12 protein-coding genes are annotated in these 16,894 nt (G+C 53.0%); 8 read left to right on the forward strand and 4 right to left on the reverse strand.

Going from position 1 to position 16,894, the window contains the following annotated elements; genetic code table 11:
- Positions 1 to 205 precede the first annotated feature (205 nt).
- Both KIH39_RS03690 and KIH39_RS03695 read left to right on the forward strand, forming a co-directional pair.
- Positions 206 to 3,304, forward strand: a complete 3,099-nt coding sequence (locus KIH39_RS03690; RefSeq protein WP_213497920.1) for a PVC-type heme-binding CxxCH protein — start codon at positions 206 to 208, stop codon at positions 3,302 to 3,304.
- Positions 3,305 to 3,720: 416 nt separating this feature from the next.
- Positions 3,721 to 4,143 (forward strand): RNA recognition motif domain-containing protein, encoded by a 423-nt coding sequence (locus KIH39_RS03695; RefSeq protein WP_213497921.1) that lies wholly within the window; start codon positions 3,721 to 3,723, stop codon positions 4,141 to 4,143.
- Positions 4,144 to 4,203: 60 nt separating this feature from the next.
- Here the strand turns inward: KIH39_RS03695 and KIH39_RS03700 are convergent, their stop codons facing one another.
- Together KIH39_RS03700 and KIH39_RS03705 are read right to left on the reverse strand one after the other, a co-directional pair.
- Positions 4,204 to 4,566 (reverse strand): hypothetical protein, encoded by a 363-nt coding sequence (locus KIH39_RS03700; RefSeq protein WP_213497922.1) that lies wholly within the window; start codon positions 4,564 to 4,566, stop codon positions 4,204 to 4,206.
- Between the two features lie 43 nt (positions 4,567 to 4,609).
- A complete protein-coding gene (locus tag KIH39_RS03705) occupies positions 4,610 to 6,070 on the reverse strand; it encodes a thiamine phosphate synthase (protein ID WP_213497923.1) in 1,461 nt (486 codons plus the stop codon).
- A 194-nt stretch (positions 6,071 to 6,264) separates the two neighbouring features.
- Between KIH39_RS03705 and KIH39_RS03710 the strand changes: the two genes are divergently transcribed.
- The 6 genes from KIH39_RS03710 to KIH39_RS03735 all read left to right on the forward strand — a co-directional run bounded on the left by KIH39_RS03710 (position 6,265) and on the right by KIH39_RS03735 (position 15,275).
- Positions 6,265 to 7,569, forward strand: coding sequence for a TolC family protein (locus KIH39_RS03710; protein ID WP_213497924.1), 1,305 nt, complete (start codon positions 6,265 to 6,267; stop codon positions 7,567 to 7,569).
- A 51-nt stretch (positions 7,570 to 7,620) separates the two neighbouring features.
- Positions 7,621 to 8,568, forward strand: a complete 948-nt coding sequence (locus KIH39_RS03715) for a phosphate/phosphite/phosphonate ABC transporter substrate-binding protein (RefSeq protein ID WP_213497925.1) — start codon at positions 7,621 to 7,623, stop codon at positions 8,566 to 8,568.
- A 206-nt stretch (positions 8,569 to 8,774) separates the two neighbouring features.
- Positions 8,775 to 9,581, forward strand: a complete 807-nt coding sequence (locus tag KIH39_RS03720; protein ID WP_213497926.1) for a DUF6088 family protein — start codon at positions 8,775 to 8,777, stop codon at positions 9,579 to 9,581.
- On the forward strand, positions 9,574 to 10,620 hold the full coding sequence (locus KIH39_RS03725; protein ID WP_213497927.1) for a nucleotidyl transferase AbiEii/AbiGii toxin family protein: 1,047 nt from the start codon (positions 9,574 to 9,576) through the stop codon (positions 10,618 to 10,620). The genes KIH39_RS03720 and KIH39_RS03725 overlap by 8 nt, the downstream gene beginning before the upstream one ends.
- A 292-nt stretch (positions 10,621 to 10,912) precedes the next feature.
- Entirely contained in the window at positions 10,913 to 13,285 is a 2,373-nt protein-coding gene (locus KIH39_RS03730) for a DNA gyrase/topoisomerase IV subunit A (protein ID WP_213497928.1), read from the forward strand.
- 64 nt (positions 13,286 to 13,349) lie between these two features.
- Positions 13,350 to 15,275 (forward strand): DNA gyrase/topoisomerase IV subunit B, encoded by a 1,926-nt coding sequence (locus KIH39_RS03735; RefSeq protein ID WP_213497929.1) that lies wholly within the window; start codon positions 13,350 to 13,352, stop codon positions 15,273 to 15,275.
- A gap of 59 nt (positions 15,276 to 15,334) precedes the next feature.
- On the opposite strand, the gene KIH39_RS03740 is transcribed toward KIH39_RS03735, so the two are convergent.
- Both KIH39_RS03740 and corA read right to left on the reverse strand, forming a co-directional pair.
- Positions 15,335 to 15,775, reverse strand: a complete 441-nt coding sequence (locus KIH39_RS03740; protein ID WP_213497930.1) for a hypothetical protein — start codon at positions 15,773 to 15,775, stop codon at positions 15,335 to 15,337.
- 68 nt (positions 15,776 to 15,843) lie between these two features.
- Complete coding sequence (gene corA / locus KIH39_RS03745; protein WP_213497931.1) at positions 15,844 to 16,875, reverse strand: magnesium/cobalt transporter CorA; 1,032 nt, start codon at positions 16,873 to 16,875, stop codon at positions 15,844 to 15,846.
- Between the last annotated feature and the right edge of the window lie 19 nt (positions 16,876 to 16,894).

Consider the following 16,894-nt stretch of genomic DNA (forward strand, 5'->3'; position numbering starts at 1 on the left):
TGAATTGCTTTAGTAGTGCATGAATCACGAAGGAATCGTCTCGAACAATTCTAAAATTGGCTGCTCCTCCACTCTCCCCGGATAAAGATTTCGGGAACCATCTTTGGATTCCTGGCCCGCTTCGTAGAACATTCGCATCGCTATAAAAGTTCGCTTCCGGCGAGCGTTGTTCAATTTCCTTCCAATAGGATTTGGAGGTGCTGCGATGGTCAAATTTCTCTCATCTCTGTGTCTGGTAGCATTCTGGAATTTCAGTCCGGCGATGGCTCAAAGCCGGGCACCGCGCTATCATCGCGTGGAACTCAACGGACAGACTTTCACATTGCCCGTCGGCTTTGAAATTGAACTGGTTGCGGCTCCGCCCCTGGTGGATCGGCCCATCCATGCCGATTTCGACGAGAACGGTAATCTCTATGTGGCCGATTCCTCCGGTTCCAACGAACCAGTCCAACAACAGCTTCTAAAGAAACCCCATCGTATACTGCGACTGCAAGATACCCAGGGAAGCGGCAAGTTCGACAAACGGACGATCTTCGCCGATAAGATGATGTTCCCGGAAGGAGCCATGTGGAACAACGGTTCGCTTTATGTGGCTGCACCGCCGAGCATCTGGAAGCTGACCGATACCACCGGTATGGGTGTGGCCGACAAGCGGGAGGAATGGTTCAAGGGCCAGACGCTCACGAATTGTGCCAATGATTTGCACGGTCCCTACGCCGGTCCGGATGGTTGGATTTACTGGTGCAAGGGAGCCTTCGCCAAGCAGACTTACGAACGGCCAGGGAAAGAGCCGTTCGTTTCCCGCGCCGCCCACATCTTCCGATGCCGACCGGATGGCACCGGTTTGGAAGCCGTCATGAACGGTGGCATGGATAACCCGGTGGAAGTGGCTTTCACGCCTGGGGGCGATCGGATCTTTACCACCACTTTCTTTCAGCACCCCGGCGGTGGAAATCGCGATGGACTGGTGCATGCTATCTATGGCGGCGTGTATGGCAAAAATCATGATGCGATACTGGGACATCCGCGGACCAGTCCGGAACTGATGCCGGTACTCACCCATTTGGGGCCGGCCGCTCCGGCGGGATTGATGCGATACGAATCCGAAGTTTTCGGCGAGGAGTACCAGCACAATCTGTTCGCCGCACAGTTTAATATGCACAAGATCAGTCGGCATATTCTCGAGCCGAACGGTTCCACTTTCAAAACCACCGATTACGATTTTCTGATTTCCGATAACTTCGATTTTCATCCCACCGATGTTCTGGAAGATGCCGACGGCAGCTTGCTCGTGATTGATACGGGCGGTTGGTACAAGCTCTGCTGCCCAACTTCGCAGTTGGCCAAGCCTGATATCACAGGCGGTATCTATCGCATTCGTAAGAGCGATACACAAAAGGTGGATGACCCACGGGGTCTGAAACTCAATTGGAAAGACCCCACCGAAAGCGAATTAGCCAAGCGTTTGGAGGATCCCCGGCCATTCGTGCGAAAACGCACAGTGGAATTGCTGGCGACTTGGGGAGAGAAGGCTATTCCCATTCTCGAACTGGTCCAAAAGCAAAAATTTACTGCCATCGCACGGCTCAATTGCGTCTGGGTGGCCGCACGGCTGGCATCTCCCGAGTCGAAAGCCTATATTCAGACAACGTTAAATGATGCGGATGCAACTGTTCGTCAGGCTGCTCTCAATTCCATCAGCCTTCTCAAAGACTCCAACGCGATCGTCGCCCTCAGAAAAATCGTCAGCGAGACGAATAGCTCTCCCATCGAACGGCGGATCGCCTCCGAAGCCTTGGGGCGCATCGGCGATGCCACCTCTGTGCCTGTTCTGCTGAAACAGCTTGCGCTACCGGCGGATCGAGTGTTGGAGCATGCTCTGACTTTTGCGCTGATTGAGATTGGCGATGTCGTGAGTGTGGCCGGTGGCTCACAGGATCCCAATCCCAAAGTTCGTCGAGCGGCCTTGATCGCGCTCGACCAAATGCCCGGAAAGAAACTCGCGGTTGAGAGTTGGAAAAATCTCCTCCAAGTCAATGAGAACGAGCTGAAACCCGAAGAGAAAGCCGTCACTTCGAAAATTCTCTGGTGGGTGGCATCCCATCATCCGGAATGGGCCGACGCTCTGGCGGAGGTGGTGAAAGCGCAGTTGCAGAAGGGCAGCATGGATGTAGAGACCCTCGCGGGTTTCGCGGCGGATCCCAAGATTCAGAGCGTTTTAGCAGAAACTCTGATATCCCCTTCAGCTCCAGCGCAAGCCTTGGCGTTGAAAGTTTTGGCCGCCGCCCGGTTAAAGCAGACACCCGACCTTTGGACCGAAGCATTGGTGGCTCTGGTAGAAAAGCCATCGGCTTCCAATCAGGAATTCGTGTTTGAGACTATACGAAGTTTGAAGTTCTCCGCTGCCCAAGCACCTAGAGTTTCCAAGTCACTGGCTCTATTCGCTTCCGATACAGCCAAAACTGCTAAGATTCGCATTGCCGCGCTGGCTTCGATTCCGGTGGGTAGTCTGGAACTTGATGCGGCGACCTTTCAATTTGCTCGACAGAATCTGCCCGATTCCGTGGAGGTGTTCCGCAAGGCCAAGCTCAGTTCTGCCCAGCTGATTGAGTTGACGAACGATCTGAAGAAAGCAGAACCACTGCAGATCAATCGACTTGTCGAGGCCTTTGACAAATCGAGTGACCCGCAGGTGGGGGTAGCTCTGGTTCAAGCTCTCAAGTCGGGGACGGCCCGCTCCAGCCTGCAAATCGATACGTTGAAATCGCTATTTAAAAAATTCGGTCCGACGCTCGCGAAAGAGGAAATGGAACTCTACGCCCTGATCGATACCGAATTGCTGAAACAACAGGCGAAGCTCGAAGAGATGATGACGAAGATGAAAAAGGGCGATATCCGCAAGGGACAACTTATCTTCAACAGCCAGAAAGCAGCCTGCATCACCTGCCACACGATGGGATACCTGGGGGGGAATGTCGGTCCGGAGTTGACTAACATTGGCCGGATCCGCACGGAACGTGACCTGCTGGAATCGATTGTCTTTCCGAGTGCCAGCATCGTACGCAGTTACGAATCGGTTAAAGTGACAACTTCTTCGGGACAAACGTACATCGGAATTCTCAAGCGGGAAAATGCTCAGGAAGTGGTACTGATCCAGGGGGCCGTGGGGGAGACTCGAATCGCCCGAACGGATATCGAAGAAATGCAGCCGAGCAAGGTTTCCATAATGCCCGCCGGGTTGGATCAGCAGATGACCCTGGAAGAGTTGGCCGATTTGGTCGCTTTTTTGAAATCCAGTAAGTGATAATCCTTGGAAATGAGGGGTTTTAGTCGATTAAAATCTCCTTATTTAACAAGTTCAGATTGTGCAAAACTTTTTTTCATTTTCCTCTATCATTTACAGGAATTTCCATTATGATTCACACAGTGTCTGATGGTTCAGACACAGGGAAGAAACGTGCCCGACTTTCGTTTTCGTTGATGGCTACGGTTTTTGAAGTAGAACGATGCCTGCCCACTGGTAAAGTTCATGGCTACCGCGTGCTTATCGTAGGAGATTGAGAAGTCCCGTTCGGATCGACGCTGATAGAGACCACTTCCGCTTTTTCCGTTTCTGGATATGCTGGATGTTCGACTCGCGCCTTCCGTTTTCCGTCAGCTTCCCCGGTGTTTATGTCCATGCGTAAGCGATTCTGCGGAATCGCGGGTTGAAGGGTTTTTATGTCTGCGAAGAATCTCTATGTCGGAAACCTCCCGTTTTCGACGACCAACGAAGACCTGTCAGCGGCCTTCGGTGCGTTCGGCCAGGTGTCAAAGGTGCAAGTTGTGATCGACCGCGAAACGGGCCGTTCACGTGGTTTTGCATTCGTTGAAATGGCCGGCGGTGCTGACGAAGCCATCGCGGCCATGAACGGTGCGATGTTCCAGGGCCGTACCCTGACTGTTAACGAAGCCAAACCTCGCGAACCTCGAACGGGCGGCGGCGGTGGTGGTGGTGGCTACGGTGGCGGTGGCGGCGGTGGTGGTGGCCGAGGCGGCTACGGTGGCGGCGGCGGTGGCCGTGGCGGCTACGGTGGCGGCGGCGGTGGTGGTGGTGGCGGCCGAGGTGGTTACGGTGGCGGCGGTGGCCGCGGCAGCTACTAAGTCCCGCTCGACTTTTCGATCAAAATTCCAGGTCCGGTGCAATTGCTTGCCGGACCTTTTTTATTTGCCCCGGCCCACCTCAATCTGGAATCCGTACTCGGCCAGTTGATTCGCCAACCGCACAGCATTCTCGCGGGCCGCGACGGAGGTCAGATCTGCTTTCGATATGCTGACATACCAGAACTTGGTCCGATCCTTGGGCGGCAGATCTTTGACCTCCTGACCCAACTCGGTGACCTGATGGCGATCCCAACGGATCTGACGCAAAAGTTCGGCCAGCACCCGCCAGTTCGAACCTTCCGATAGAACTCGATCCGCACGGCGAATTCGACACCCGATCGCAATCACGAGAATCCCCGGCAGATTATCTTTCGCCAAGTGCTTCTCGCGTACGAATTCCAGAAACTCGCGGAGGCCTTCCATTCTGGTTCCATTCGGTGAATGAGTACGGACGGGGAAGTGTAGATCACGATTCCCCACCAAGTAAGCGGACCAGTTTCAATGCAGCCAATCGCGGATCTTTTGCCTTGGCCAGGGCGGAACTGACCGCCACACGCTTTCCCCCAGCTTTTACCACCTCACATGTATTATTCGCATCGACTCCCCCAATTACAAAGAACGGCAGGGTGGTTTCGGCCGCCACGGCCTTCACGAAGTCCAATCCAGGGAAGGCATCGAAGGCCTTTGTGGTCGATGGAAATGTGGGACCCACTCCGATATAGTTGGCTCCATCCCGGATCGCCTGGCGAACCTGTACGATATCGTGCGTACTCACACCGATAATCGACTGAATCCCCAGCAATTTTCGCGCTTCGGTAAGCGGCATATCGTCCTGTCCGAGATGAACGCCGTCGGCTTCCACAAGCCGAGCAATATCCGGGCGGTCATTCACGATGAACAGGGTCTGGGTTTCGCGCGTCCAACGTCGGACTGCGCGGGCCCGTTCCAGGAGTATTCGATCCTCCAAATTTTTTTCGCGAAGTTGGAACATGGTCGCTCCCCCTTCGGCCGCTTCCTTGATGGTCCATTCGAGAGAGGATTCGCACTCGGAGCCAGTCAGCAAAACGTAGAGTCGGGCGTCGAATAATTTCTGAGGAGAAACCTGTCGGACGGCCAGCATCTTCTCGAGAGTGTAGCACTGGTAGCGTAGCTGTTCGCAGTCTTGGCCCAAAGCCGATGATTCGATTTTGAGATACTCCTCCAAACTTCGCAGCGATTCCTGCAATCGTTTGCAGTTCACCATCGCGATCTCCGCCGTGGAATTGCGCCGATACTCGCCCGCCGCCTGGATCTGCGTACCAACATCGTAGTCGGTATCTCGCGAGGAAACGAGGCCGGCCGGGAACTGCTCCACGATTTTTGCGAAATCGTGCCTTAAAGATTTGGCGGTCTGAGTCAGGTGCGGATCGTTCAGAACGAACCGGCTGTAATCATCCAACACGCGAAAGCTCTCCCGCACCCGGTTCGCGTTCGCATCGATCACACGCCAGGCGGCCTGATGATCAGGCGTATCGACAAGTTCCAGGTGATGTTCCGCCTCGATGGCCTTCATTTCGGGCGGAGCGATCGACTTCACTAAATCCTGAAAATTTCCTACAGTTTCTTGAAGAATTTTCTTCAGTTCTTCATCCGCTTCGATCAGGTCGAAGAGCAGCATGTTCGAGGTCAAATCCATATACCCCTCGGAAGCGAATGGCTTCCCCGCTCCCTGGAGCAGATCGTATCCTCTCAAAAACTCGGCATCGGCCTGTTGCCGCAGCGTTTCTTTTACTGCCCCGGGCTGGTAGCCGCTCTTTTCAAATATTTCCCAGACCAGCCCTTCTTCTTCGAGTAAACCCACCAGTAAATCTCGAGAAGAGAATCGGGATGATTGCGATCGGGCGTAATCTAATGCCCGGCTTACCGCCGGCGTCATATTGTTGAGCATAAATTACCCAGCCTACTTTTCGCGGACTGCATTCAATCTCGGCGCCCGCATATTCGTTACCCTGTTTGCAACCGGCGAAGTCCAAATGGGAAAAATAGCGAGACCTCTAAACCGATATTTAGAGATTCCCCCTAGAGCGTCGAATAGGAAATTTAGGCAGAAATGGTAGAAGCCAGATAAAGTGAGGGTTTGCCATGACCATGGGAATTTGTAAGTGGGGATTCAAATCGTTATTCGCAGCACTGGCTTTGTCTGGCGCATTGGGTACATCCGCCGCCTTCGCGGATGACGTCTTCAAGAAGACTTCCAAAAAGCAGGAACCCGCACCGGTAGCTCAGGTCGCACCGGCTGTGCAGAAGTATACGCTGGGCCAATGCCTGGCTATCGGCATGGAACGTGCACCTTCATTGAAAGCGGCCCGGGCGGCTTTGAATGCCGCGCAGTGGGGGCGAAAAGGGTTGGACGATGTCGGGCGACTGGGTTCACTCCTAACACCGGATCTCGAGATTCGTAAGCAGCAGTCCTGTACGGGGTTAGAAGCCATTCAGGCCGAAATTCAGGCAGCCGAGCAGGAGATTACTTACTCGGTAGTTCGAACCTACTACATGGTGATTTATGCCCGCGAGCAATACAAGCTCACGAAGGAACTGGCCATCCAACTGGATGTCTATCTCGCCCAGGTTCAGGCCATCGTCAACAGCAAGGACGGCGGCAACAAGGACATTAACAAGAATACGGAAGATCGACTGGTGATCGCACGCAGCGAAGCCATCATCAAACGGAATCAGGCGGAAGCTGGGATTCTTCAAGCTTTCGCCGCTTTGCGGGAAGCCATGGGAATTGGTCCGAACGAACCTCTGGAAATCGCCGACGAGAAGCTGCCGGAAATTAAGGCGGAGATCACTCGCGAGACGGTTCTGAGCCATGCCACCAGCCGCCGTTCGGAGATCAAGCTGGCGGAAGTGGGTCTGGAAGTTACCAAACTCGAAGTGTTGGCGCAGTCGTCGGGGCACTTCCGTCGGAAAGTTCCGACCTTTGCCCAGGGGAGCGATATTCATTCGATTCCGATCCCCACGGGCAGTAAGGAAGCGAATTATCGTCCGGAAGCTCTGGCTCCTCGTATGCCGGCCCAGTTGGTTGGAACCAAAGAGTCCCGAACCGCGCAGGCCGCCGCTTATAGCGAGTACGCCGCCGCTCTTTTGGAGAAGACCAAGGGACTGCTAACCTTGGAAGCGGAAAACGCCTTCCAGAAATATCGGGAAGCGACCTCCAACGTTGCCGAAACGAAAGTGGCTTCAAAAACCGGGATTTCAATGATCGAACGCCTTCGTAAGGCCCAGGGGAACAAACTGGATGAGAGTCTCATTCTGACGGGGGAAGCGTCCTCCACCCTGGCCAATGCTCGATTCAATGAAGCCCTCATCGAGCAGATCGTTGCTCTGGCAAACTTGGAAAGAATCACTGCGGGCGGAATTCGTGTGAATTATCCGGGTCGATAATCCGATTCAGAAATAAGTCACCGGTCTTCCCCCCAATCTAAGGCTTACCCGATGATCGTACGGCTCTTACTTCGAAGTGCTTGCCTTTTGCTGGCAGGCACGGGATTTACTCTCCCGGTCTCCGCTCAAGAAACTCCCATCAAGCCGAACGTTCCTATCGTTCCGGCTTCCTTAAAGAAAAATGATGTTCGTATCGCATTTCCGGAAAGCATCTTCCGCAATGTTCCCAGTAGCCTGCTGAAGTTCACTTCTACCCCGTTTAACAAGATCGTTTACGATACGACGGGCATGAATAGCCTGGTGACGCACGATCGCGATTGGGCTTCGGTGGCGGAAAAGCTGGAGAAGGGGGATTATGAAGTCGCCGTGTTCCTCGGGCATGAATTTGCCTGGGCCAAGGAAAAATATCCCGATTTCGAACCGATGGTCTGCTCGGCACCGCTGCACAAAACACAACAGGCTTTCTTCATTGTCAAGTACGACAACGAAGCCAAGAGTATTGCCGATTTGAAGGATAGCAAGATTGCATTGCCACATGGCTTCGTCGATCATTCTTTGCTCTATTTCCAGTCGCAAGTCCGAAAATGCCTCGGCGACGACTGTAAGCTGAATGGGGTATACTGTCCGGAAACCATCGAAGACGCTCTGAACGATGTGATCAACGGCAAAGCCTCCATGGCTTTGACCGATTCGGCCAGCTGGGAATATTTCCAGAATAATCAGCCGGGCCGGGCTTCGAACCTAAAAGTGATGTGTTCTTCCGAAGTTTTCCCGGCGGCTTGCATCGCCTACCGTAAAGGAAAATTGAACCCCAACACGGTCGATCAGATGACCAATGGGTTGATTGGTGCCTCGAAAAATGCCAATGCACTTGCTCTGCTTCGGATGATCAAGCTGCAAGGATTTGAGCCGATCAGCAAAACCTATAACGACGAGTTGAAGAAGATTGCTCAACTTTATCCGTCCGATCATCCGGTTGATGTGAAAAAGTTGAAGTAGAAGAATCCCAATTTCCGAACGCCAAACAACCCGAATTTTCGGGTTGTTTGCGTTTAGACCGCCCCGTTATGTCGCCAACTTCGAAGATCCGCACTCGTCGAGTTTCTTCGAATTTCAGAAGTGTTCTAAATTCCATATGCAACAGTGTTTGTAGTGAATCGCACAACCTGCGATAATCAGAATAGTTTTTGAGAAGAGGGCCGGTTGTGCCCATTCGGGTTGACCATTTTTTCGATCAGAAACCCTTGAAACACTTGCTAGATTCCATTTGGATGGTTTGCCCTAAATACCCATTTGTCAGACGGTTGCTTCGGAATTGTCACATCTTAATTGCTTGCTTTCTGTCAGAAAAACGTGTACATTTTTCTGACAGGAATGGAATTATGACTGGTACGATTCAAGACAGTATTTTGAAGCGGATTCGCCGCGAAGGTCGCGGGAAAGTCTTTATACCTAAAGATTTTCTGGACTTAGGCAGCCGGGCTGCGGCCGATCAATCGCTTTCTCGGTTGGTTCGCCAAGGAAATATTCAGAGGCTGGGAAGAGGTTTATACCACTATCCGCGGATAAACGAGCGTTTAGGGATACCACTCGGGCCAGACCTAGATGAGATCGCGGCGGCCCTGGCACGTCAGACGGGGAGTCGAGTTGTACCATCGGGGGCTGTGGCCGCGAACCGCTTGGGATTAACGACCCAGGTGCCAGCGAAATTGGTTTACCTGACTGATGGACGAACCCGCCAGGTAAAAGTGGGAGGCACTTCGATCCAAATTCGTCACGTTCCTCCAAAGGAATTGCCTTTAGGAAGCCCGATTAATGCGATGGTTTTTCAAGCCTTGCGCCATCTCGGGCAAGGAATTGTGGACGAAAAGGTGATTGGTTTGATTCGCAAAGCCCTCACCCGAGAGCAAAGAAGAGCGTTGCTTTCAGATGCACGTTACACGACGGATTGGATAGCAGTTGCGATCTCAAAGATCTCTCAGGACGAAATCAGAGTTGCTGAAAATGGATGACGTCGCCCGACTTTCGATAGCTGATCGAAGTGATCTGTTCAGGGAATCTGCACGATCTCGTGGTCTGACCGCGGCGATCATTGAAAAAGATTTCTGGGTGTGCTGGACACTTAAAAGAATTTTCAGCCTGCCGGAGCTTCCATCCGGATTGCTTTTCAAAGGCGGTACTTCCCTGTCCAAAGTATTTGGTATCATTGATCGTTTTTCTGAAGATGTAGATTTGTCTTTCGATAGATCGGGGCTGGGATTTGCGGGTGACAACGATCCTCAAAGAGCGTCTTCCGGAAAGAAACGAAAACAGGGTCTAAAGGCGTTGGAAGAAACCTGCCAGCGGGTGATCCGGAACCAACTCTTGCCCAGACTCCACGAATCGTTCAGAAATGCCTTGGGCGAATCCTGGGATTCCTCCTGGAATCTTCAGTTGGCTGCGGATGACCAGGATGGTCAGACTTTGTTGTTCCACTACCCGACAACCAGCCAGGATGGGCAAACCGATGCTCTGGCGTATATCCGTTCTTCAGTTCGACTGGAGATAGGGGCAAGATCGGAGAACTGGCCTGCACGGGATGCCACAATCGTGCCTTATGTATCCCAGGATTTTCCCTCGATCCTCAAAGAGCCTGGATGTCGGGTTGATGTTCTGGCGGCCGAGCGAACATTCTGGGAAAAAATCACATTGCTGCACATGTGGCATCACGCTCCCGCGCGTAAAAAATTCCGGGATCGACAGTCGCGACATTATTTCGACGTCGTTCGGCTTCACGAACACGAGATTGGAAAAGCGGCAATCAAGGATATTGAGCTGTTCTTGAAGGTGGCTAAACACAAGGAGATCTTTTTCCCTGCTGCATGGGCGCGGTATGCGGAGGCGAGGCCGGGATCACTTTGTCTGGTGCCACCTAAAACTCGTTTGCCCGAATTAGAACGAGATTATCGTCTCATGAGTGAAATGATCTTCGGCGAGAAGCCTACATTCGATGAGCTATTGGCAAAGCTGCGAGGTATCGAAGCACAAATCAATGAAAAGGCGGGAGGATAGGCGGTTTTGCGGGCTCATGAGTTTCCAAAGCAAAATGAACGGATGGCGTCTTAATGGCTTCTAAGGTCATCAAATTCACGATTTCCACTATGTAAAATTTGATGATCTGATGACCTCTCTAGGGGTTTGCCGGACACAGAAGGTGTTTCAAGTTACAAATATCCATTCGGATTGGACCGCCTCTTACGCAAGCAACTCTCAAGCCGAAAGCGTATTTTTCGATGCCGATCTTCAAAATCTCTGTAAAATTCATCTTTTGACGAAATGACGACTAGCACAGGGTTCGCAATTCATGCCGGAATCGATTCCAATATCCATCGCCAAGGAAACCCAAGAACGGTATCTGCGGTATGCGCTCTCGGTCATAACTTCTCGCGCGTTGCCCGACGTTCGCGACGGCCTGAAACCGGTGCAACGGCGTATCCTCTACGCCATGCAGCACGAACTGCGACTGGATTTCGAGAATAAAGCCAAAAAGTGCGCTTCCATCGTCGGCGATGTGATGGGTAAATACCACCCCCACGGCGACTCGGCCATTTATGAAGCTCTGGTCCGCATGGCCCAGAACTGGATGATGCTCGTCCCCCTGGTACACGGTCAGGGGAACTTCGGCTCGATCATGGGCGACAGCCCGGGCGCCTTCCGTTATACCGAAGCCAAACTGGCGAAGGCCGCTTCCTACCTGATGCGCGAATTGCGTCAGGAAACGGTTCCCCTACGCTATACGTTCGACAACGAACATATGGAACCGGTCGTGCTGCCCGCCGAGTTTCCCAATTTGCTGGTGAATGGCTCCTCGGGTATCGCGGTCGGTATGGCCACCAATATCCCCCCCCATAACCTGGGGGAGGTCATTCGAGCGGCTATTCTGCTCATCGATCAACCCGACGCCAGCACAGCCGTGATCATGGATAAGATCAAGGGCCCCGATTTCCCCAAGGGCGGCAAGATTATCAGCGACCGCACAACGCTGCGAAAGATCTACGAGTGCGGAAACGGCAGCATCAAGGTTCAAGGGGAATGGAAGCTGGAGGGGGCGGGGACCAAGAAGCCCCAGATCGTCATAACCTCCATTCCTTACGCCGTGAACGCCGGTAAGCTGGAAGGGGATATCGGCGCGATCATCGAAGCCCGTAAACTGCCGCAGGCTCTGGGCGTCACTGATGAATCGAACGAAAAAGATGGTTTCCGAATCACCATCGATTTGAAACCGGATGCCGATCCGGCCATGGTCATGGCGTACCTATACAAGAATACGCAGCTTCAGGATACTTTCTCCTTCAATCTGACCTGTCTGGTGCCCAACGAATCCGGAAGCCTGATTCCGCGACAGATCACGCTGAAGGAAATGCTCCAGCACTTCCTCGATTTCCGTTTCGATACGGTCAAAAAGCGATTCGAGTACGAGCTTCGAATTCTGAAACGAAGAATTCACATCCTCGAAGGTTTCCGGATTATCTTCAATGCGCTCGACGAGGCGATCAAGATCATCCGCAACTCCACAGGTAAGAAGGATGCCGCCGAGAAACTGATCGCCCGCTTCGAATTGGATGCAGATCAGACAGAAGCGATCCTGGAATCGCAGCTCTATAAGATCGCCACCATGGAGATCCAGAAGATTCTGGATGAACTGCGCGAGAAGAAGAAAGAAGCCAAACGGATTCAAGAAATACTGGATTCGAAGACGAAGCTCTGGGGAGTCATCAAGGACGAAATGCGGATCCTGGAAGAAACGATGGGCGAACGCCGTCGCACTCGCATGGCCTCGGATGAGGATGTGCTGGAGTTCGACGAAGAGGCTTACATCGTTCGCGAAAATACCAATCTGGTTCTCACCCGTGACGGCTGGATCAAGCGCGTCGGCCGGTTGGCCTCGATCGAAACCACCCGCGTTCGAGAAGGGGACGAGGTCATCGCAGTGGTTCCGGGCAGTACGCTCGATCACGCGGTTTTCTTCGCCGACGACGGCACCGCGTATACGATGCGCATGAATGAAATCCCCGCCAGTTCCGGCTATGGCGAGCCTATCACCAAGTTCTTCAAGCTCGACGACCAGGTGAAGATCGTGGGAGCGGAAACTACCGATCCCCGATTTGTTCCGGAAGAGACTAAACCAGAATCCAAGCAGGATCCGGCCGGGCCCTATCTGCTTTCGGTCACTTCGGCCGGCTATACGTTGCGCACCCCCTTTGCTCCTTTCCGGCAGGCGTCGACCAAAGCCGGCCGACGTTATGTACGGCTGGAGGAAAAGGATAAAGTGGTGATGGCCCGAGTTCTTCGGGACGAGGAGAGCATTTTTCTGGCTTCGGCCAACGGGCATGTCATCCATTTCGAAATCAACCAGATCAATATTCTCTCGGGGGCGGGCAAAGGCGTGATGGGCATCAAGCTGGCCGATGGAGATACCTGCATCGGCGGCGCATTGGTGGGGAACCGTCACGATGCTTTGACGGTCGAAACCTCCGGTGGCATCACGAAGGAATTCCGAAGGGGTGCTAATCCAATCGTCAGCCGGGGGGGCAAAGGTGTGGAAGTCGTGAAGCGCGCCACGCTTGTGAAAATCAATCCGCCGCCGATCGATCTCGTCGATTGGGAAGTCATCGGGGAGCCGGGGGATGTAAAATCCAAGTCGGGAAAGAATGGTCAGGGCAAACTCTTCGATTGACATAAGCGAGTTTTGATCCGATCTCAGGTCGAATCTTCCAGTGCAATGATGCTTTTGAGGAAATATGGCAAGCAGCAGCGTTAAATACACGGCTAAAGAGTCGATTCAGGTTCTGGAAGGACTGGAACCCGTACGCGTCCGCCCTTCGATGTATATCGGCAGTACCGATTCCAAAGGGTTGCATCACCTGTGCTGGGAAATTATCGATAACTCGGTCGATGAATTTCTCAACGGCTACGGCGACACCATTGCCGTGACGCTGCACAAAAGCGGCGATGCGCTGACGATTACCGATAATGGTCGAGGCATTCCGGTCGATATTCACCCGAAATTCAAGAAGCCGGGTGTGGAACTCATTCTGACGACGCTCCACTCGGGCGGTAAATTCGGCGAAGGGGATGCCTATATCCACTCCGGCGGTTTGCATGGCGTCGGCTCCTCAGTGGTGAACGCCCTCTCCAAGAAACTGGTGGCGACCATCAAAAAAGATGGCTTCGAATGGGAACAGAAGTTTTCCAAAGGGAAGCCAACCACCAAGCTGGAAAAACTGGAACCCGTCCGCGGGCACGGCACTTCGATCTACTTCGAGCCGGATGAGACGATCTTTCGTACGGTGAAATTCGATGTGGAGGAGATCAAGAGCCGTCTCACCGATATGTCCTACATCCACAGCGGCCTGAAATTCATCTTCAAAAATGAAATCACCAAGGAAACGCTGGAACTTTATAATCCGGGCGGCGTTCCCGATTTTCTGACGAAAATCGTGGCGGACTCGCAAAAGTCCGTCATTGCTCCGCCGCACTTGTTTCACGCCAAGCGGGACAACGGCGAGCGAATTGAAGTGGCCGTGCTCTGGACCGAATCGACTGAAGATTCGATCCGCAGTTACGCCAACGGCATTCGCAATCCCATGGGGGGCACTCATGAGAGCGGATTCAAGAACGCCGTGACCAAGGCGATTCGCAACTATATCGAAACGCACAAAATCAGCATGGATAAGCTGGCGATTACGGCCGAGGATATCCGCGAAGGGATAGTCGGCATAGTCAGCGTCTTTTTGAAAAATCCGCAGTTCGAAGCCCAGACGAAAATCAAGCTGTTGAACTCGGAAATGACGGCCACCGTGGAAGGGTTCATGCGGCCCGCGATGGAAAACTGGCTGAACAGCAATCAGACGATCGCTGATTCGATAGTCTTTCGCATCAAGATGGCCGCGCGAGCTCGCCTCGCTTCCCGCGAAGCTCAGGAAGTGACTCGTAAGACTGCGGGTAGCAAGCGACTGAGTCTCCCGGGAAAGCTGGCCGACTGCAAATCGAACAATGTGGCCGAGACGGAACTGTTCATCGTCGAAGGGGACTCGGCCGGAGGTTCGGCCAAGCAGGGGCGCGACAATCGAACTCAGGCCGTGCTACCGCTGCGCGGTAAAATCCTCAACAGCGAGGGAATGAGCACGGCGAAGGTCCTCACGAACCAGGAACTCAACGATCTGGTTTCGGCGATCGGTACCGGCGCGGGCGAAAAGCTGATGATGGATAAGCTTCGCTACGGAAAAATCATCCTCCTCATGGATGCGGATGCGGACGGCCATCATATCTCGACGCTGCTGCTGGACTTTTTCTTCAGGCACATGCCCGATTTAATTCGCAAAGGGCACATCTATATCGCTCAGCCGCCACTCTACCGCATTGATGTTGGCAAGGAGACCTTCTGGGCCAAGGACGATAATCACAAGGAAGAGATTCTTTCCAAGCTCCGGCAGAATGCGAAGCCCGAGATCAGCCGGTTCAAAGGGCTGGGGGAAATGGATGCGAAAGTTCTGAAGTCGACCACTCTGGACCCGCGCAACCGTATTCTCCTGAAAGTGGAAATCGATAATCCGCTGCAGGCGGATCAGATGTTCGATCAACTGATGGGTAAAGATGCGAATGCTCGTTACGAGCAAATTATGAACAATGCGATGAAAGTTTCGAGCGACGAGATTGATGTGTAAACAAAAAGGGGAACCGTCTGAACAGTTCCCCCTTTGAGAATTTATCCGTTACCTGAGGATTACTCCAAAGGAACTTTCAGCATCTGCAGGTAGTAGGATTTCTTGTCGCCCGATTTCTCGGCGATGAAAGCTTCCGCCTGCTCTTTTTCCTTGTATTCGAACTTCTCCACCTGTTTGCTGGAATTGTCGAATACGGCCCAGATGGCTTTCATACGAACGATCTTGGCCGCGCGGGTGCGCTTCGGCTTAACGACGGCGACGACTTTCTTCTTGGCCTTCTTTTTCTTCTTAATTGGCTCGCCGTCTTCGTCGAGTTCCTCGGCTTCCTCGTCTCCACCGGAGTCCTCTTCGCTTTCGGACTCACCATCGCCCTCGGCTTCGGCCTCGTCCTCTTCGCCCTCTTCCTCTTCCTCTTCAGTTTCTTCGGCTTCGGTTTCTTCCGTTTCCTCTTCGGAATCGGCTCGGTAATCCATACGATTGAGCGTGCGTTTGCGGCCCATAGTTGTCCTTTTCAATTGACGATTTACTATCTCATTAGGATACGACTGTTCCCTTTCCGGACAAGGGTTTATAGCCAGCGACGCCATCGGAAGAAGATCAGGGAAATGATACCGCAGCCTCCCATGGCCAGTATCGAGAGCCAGAATCCGCCGGGATGTTCCTTGCCGGGAAGGACATCGAAGTTCATTCCGTAGATGCTGGCGATAAGCGTCATAGGCAGAATGATCGTCGAGATCATGGTCAGCACTTTCATGATCGTATTCAGTTTGTTGGACACCGCCGCCAAGTGAGTTTGCATCAGATCCGAGATCATTTCCCGAGCGCCCTCAATCATTTCCGTGTAGCGGATGAGGTGGTCGTAGACGTTGCGGTAGTAGATCACTTCCTGGGGGCTGACCAGTTCGAATTCGTTGCGGGTCAGTCGAGCCAGAACCTCCCGTTCCAGAATCATGGTCTTGCGAAGAATGACAATGAACGATTTGTGCCGAAGCAATTTACGAAGTAGTGACGGCTGCGGTTGCTCCAGAATTTCTCGTTCCAGATCGTCCAGGCTTTCCAGTATTTCGTCGATCACCGGGGCACATTCATCCACCAGATCATCCAGCAGCCAGTGATAGAGATAATCGGGTCCGCGATTGCCGATAGCCACTTCGTGCGATAGCCGGTTTTTCAGGTGATCGACACAAGATAACTTCGTGTAGTGATGAGTGATCAAGGCATTCGAGGTCAGAACGGCGCTGAATTGCAGGTAGGCGCGGTGGCGTTCCGTCGGTTGAATTTCATCGCCGCACTGATTGAGGTATTCCCGGTTCAGAGGATTCACAATCGCGAATAGATAATCGTCCCACTCCTCGACTTTCGGCAGATGCGGCCCCACCTCGGGCTCGCGGATCGGTTTCCGAATATCTTCGAGTACTAACGCATGCACGGGTCGGACTTTTTCAAATATCCAGGCTTCCTCTTCGGGAGTCGGAGATTCCAGATCGATCCAGTAATCCGATTTCGATAGCTGGGGATCAAGGGAAAGATTCTTCACTTGCTCGGCGTCCAGCAGGCAGCACTTTTTGGAGTCTTTATCCCAGCGGTAGACTTGCAGCATGACGAATTCGTTACCCGAT

It is taken from the genome of Telmatocola sphagniphila (assembly GCF_018398935.1).
In the GTDB taxonomy this organism is placed as follows: Bacteria; Planctomycetota; Planctomycetia; order Gemmatales; family Gemmataceae; genus Telmatocola; species Telmatocola sphagniphila.

Bases quoted from the DNA above. Each gene is read 5' to 3' on its own strand.
- KIH39_RS03690 (WP_213497920.1), top strand. From the start codon at position 206: ATGGTCAAATTTCTCTCATCTCTGTGTCTGGTAGCATTCTGGAATTTC.
- KIH39_RS03695 (WP_213497921.1), top strand. From the start codon at position 3,721: ATGTCTGCGAAGAATCTCTATGTCGGAAACCTCCCGTTTTCGACGACC.
- KIH39_RS03700 (WP_213497922.1), bottom strand. From the start codon at position 4,566: ATGGAAGGCCTCCGCGAGTTTCTGGAATTCGTACGCGAGAAGCACTTG.
- KIH39_RS03705 (WP_213497923.1), bottom strand. From the start codon at position 6,070: ATGCTCAACAATATGACGCCGGCGGTAAGCCGGGCATTAGATTACGCC.
- KIH39_RS03710 (WP_213497924.1), top strand. From the start codon at position 6,265: ATGACCATGGGAATTTGTAAGTGGGGATTCAAATCGTTATTCGCAGCA.
- KIH39_RS03715 (WP_213497925.1), top strand. From the start codon at position 7,621: ATGATCGTACGGCTCTTACTTCGAAGTGCTTGCCTTTTGCTGGCAGGC.
- KIH39_RS03725 (WP_213497927.1), top strand. From the start codon at position 9,574: ATGGATGACGTCGCCCGACTTTCGATAGCTGATCGAAGTGATCTGTTC.
- KIH39_RS03730 (WP_213497928.1), top strand. From the start codon at position 10,913: ATGCCGGAATCGATTCCAATATCCATCGCCAAGGAAACCCAAGAACGG.
- KIH39_RS03735 (WP_213497929.1), top strand. From the start codon at position 13,350: ATGGCAAGCAGCAGCGTTAAATACACGGCTAAAGAGTCGATTCAGGTT.
- KIH39_RS03740 (WP_213497930.1), bottom strand. From the start codon at position 15,775: ATGGGCCGCAAACGCACGCTCAATCGTATGGATTACCGAGCCGATTCC.
- corA (WP_213497931.1), bottom strand. From the start codon at position 16,875: ATGCTGCAAGTCTACCGCTGGGATAAAGACTCCAAAAAGTGCTGCCTG.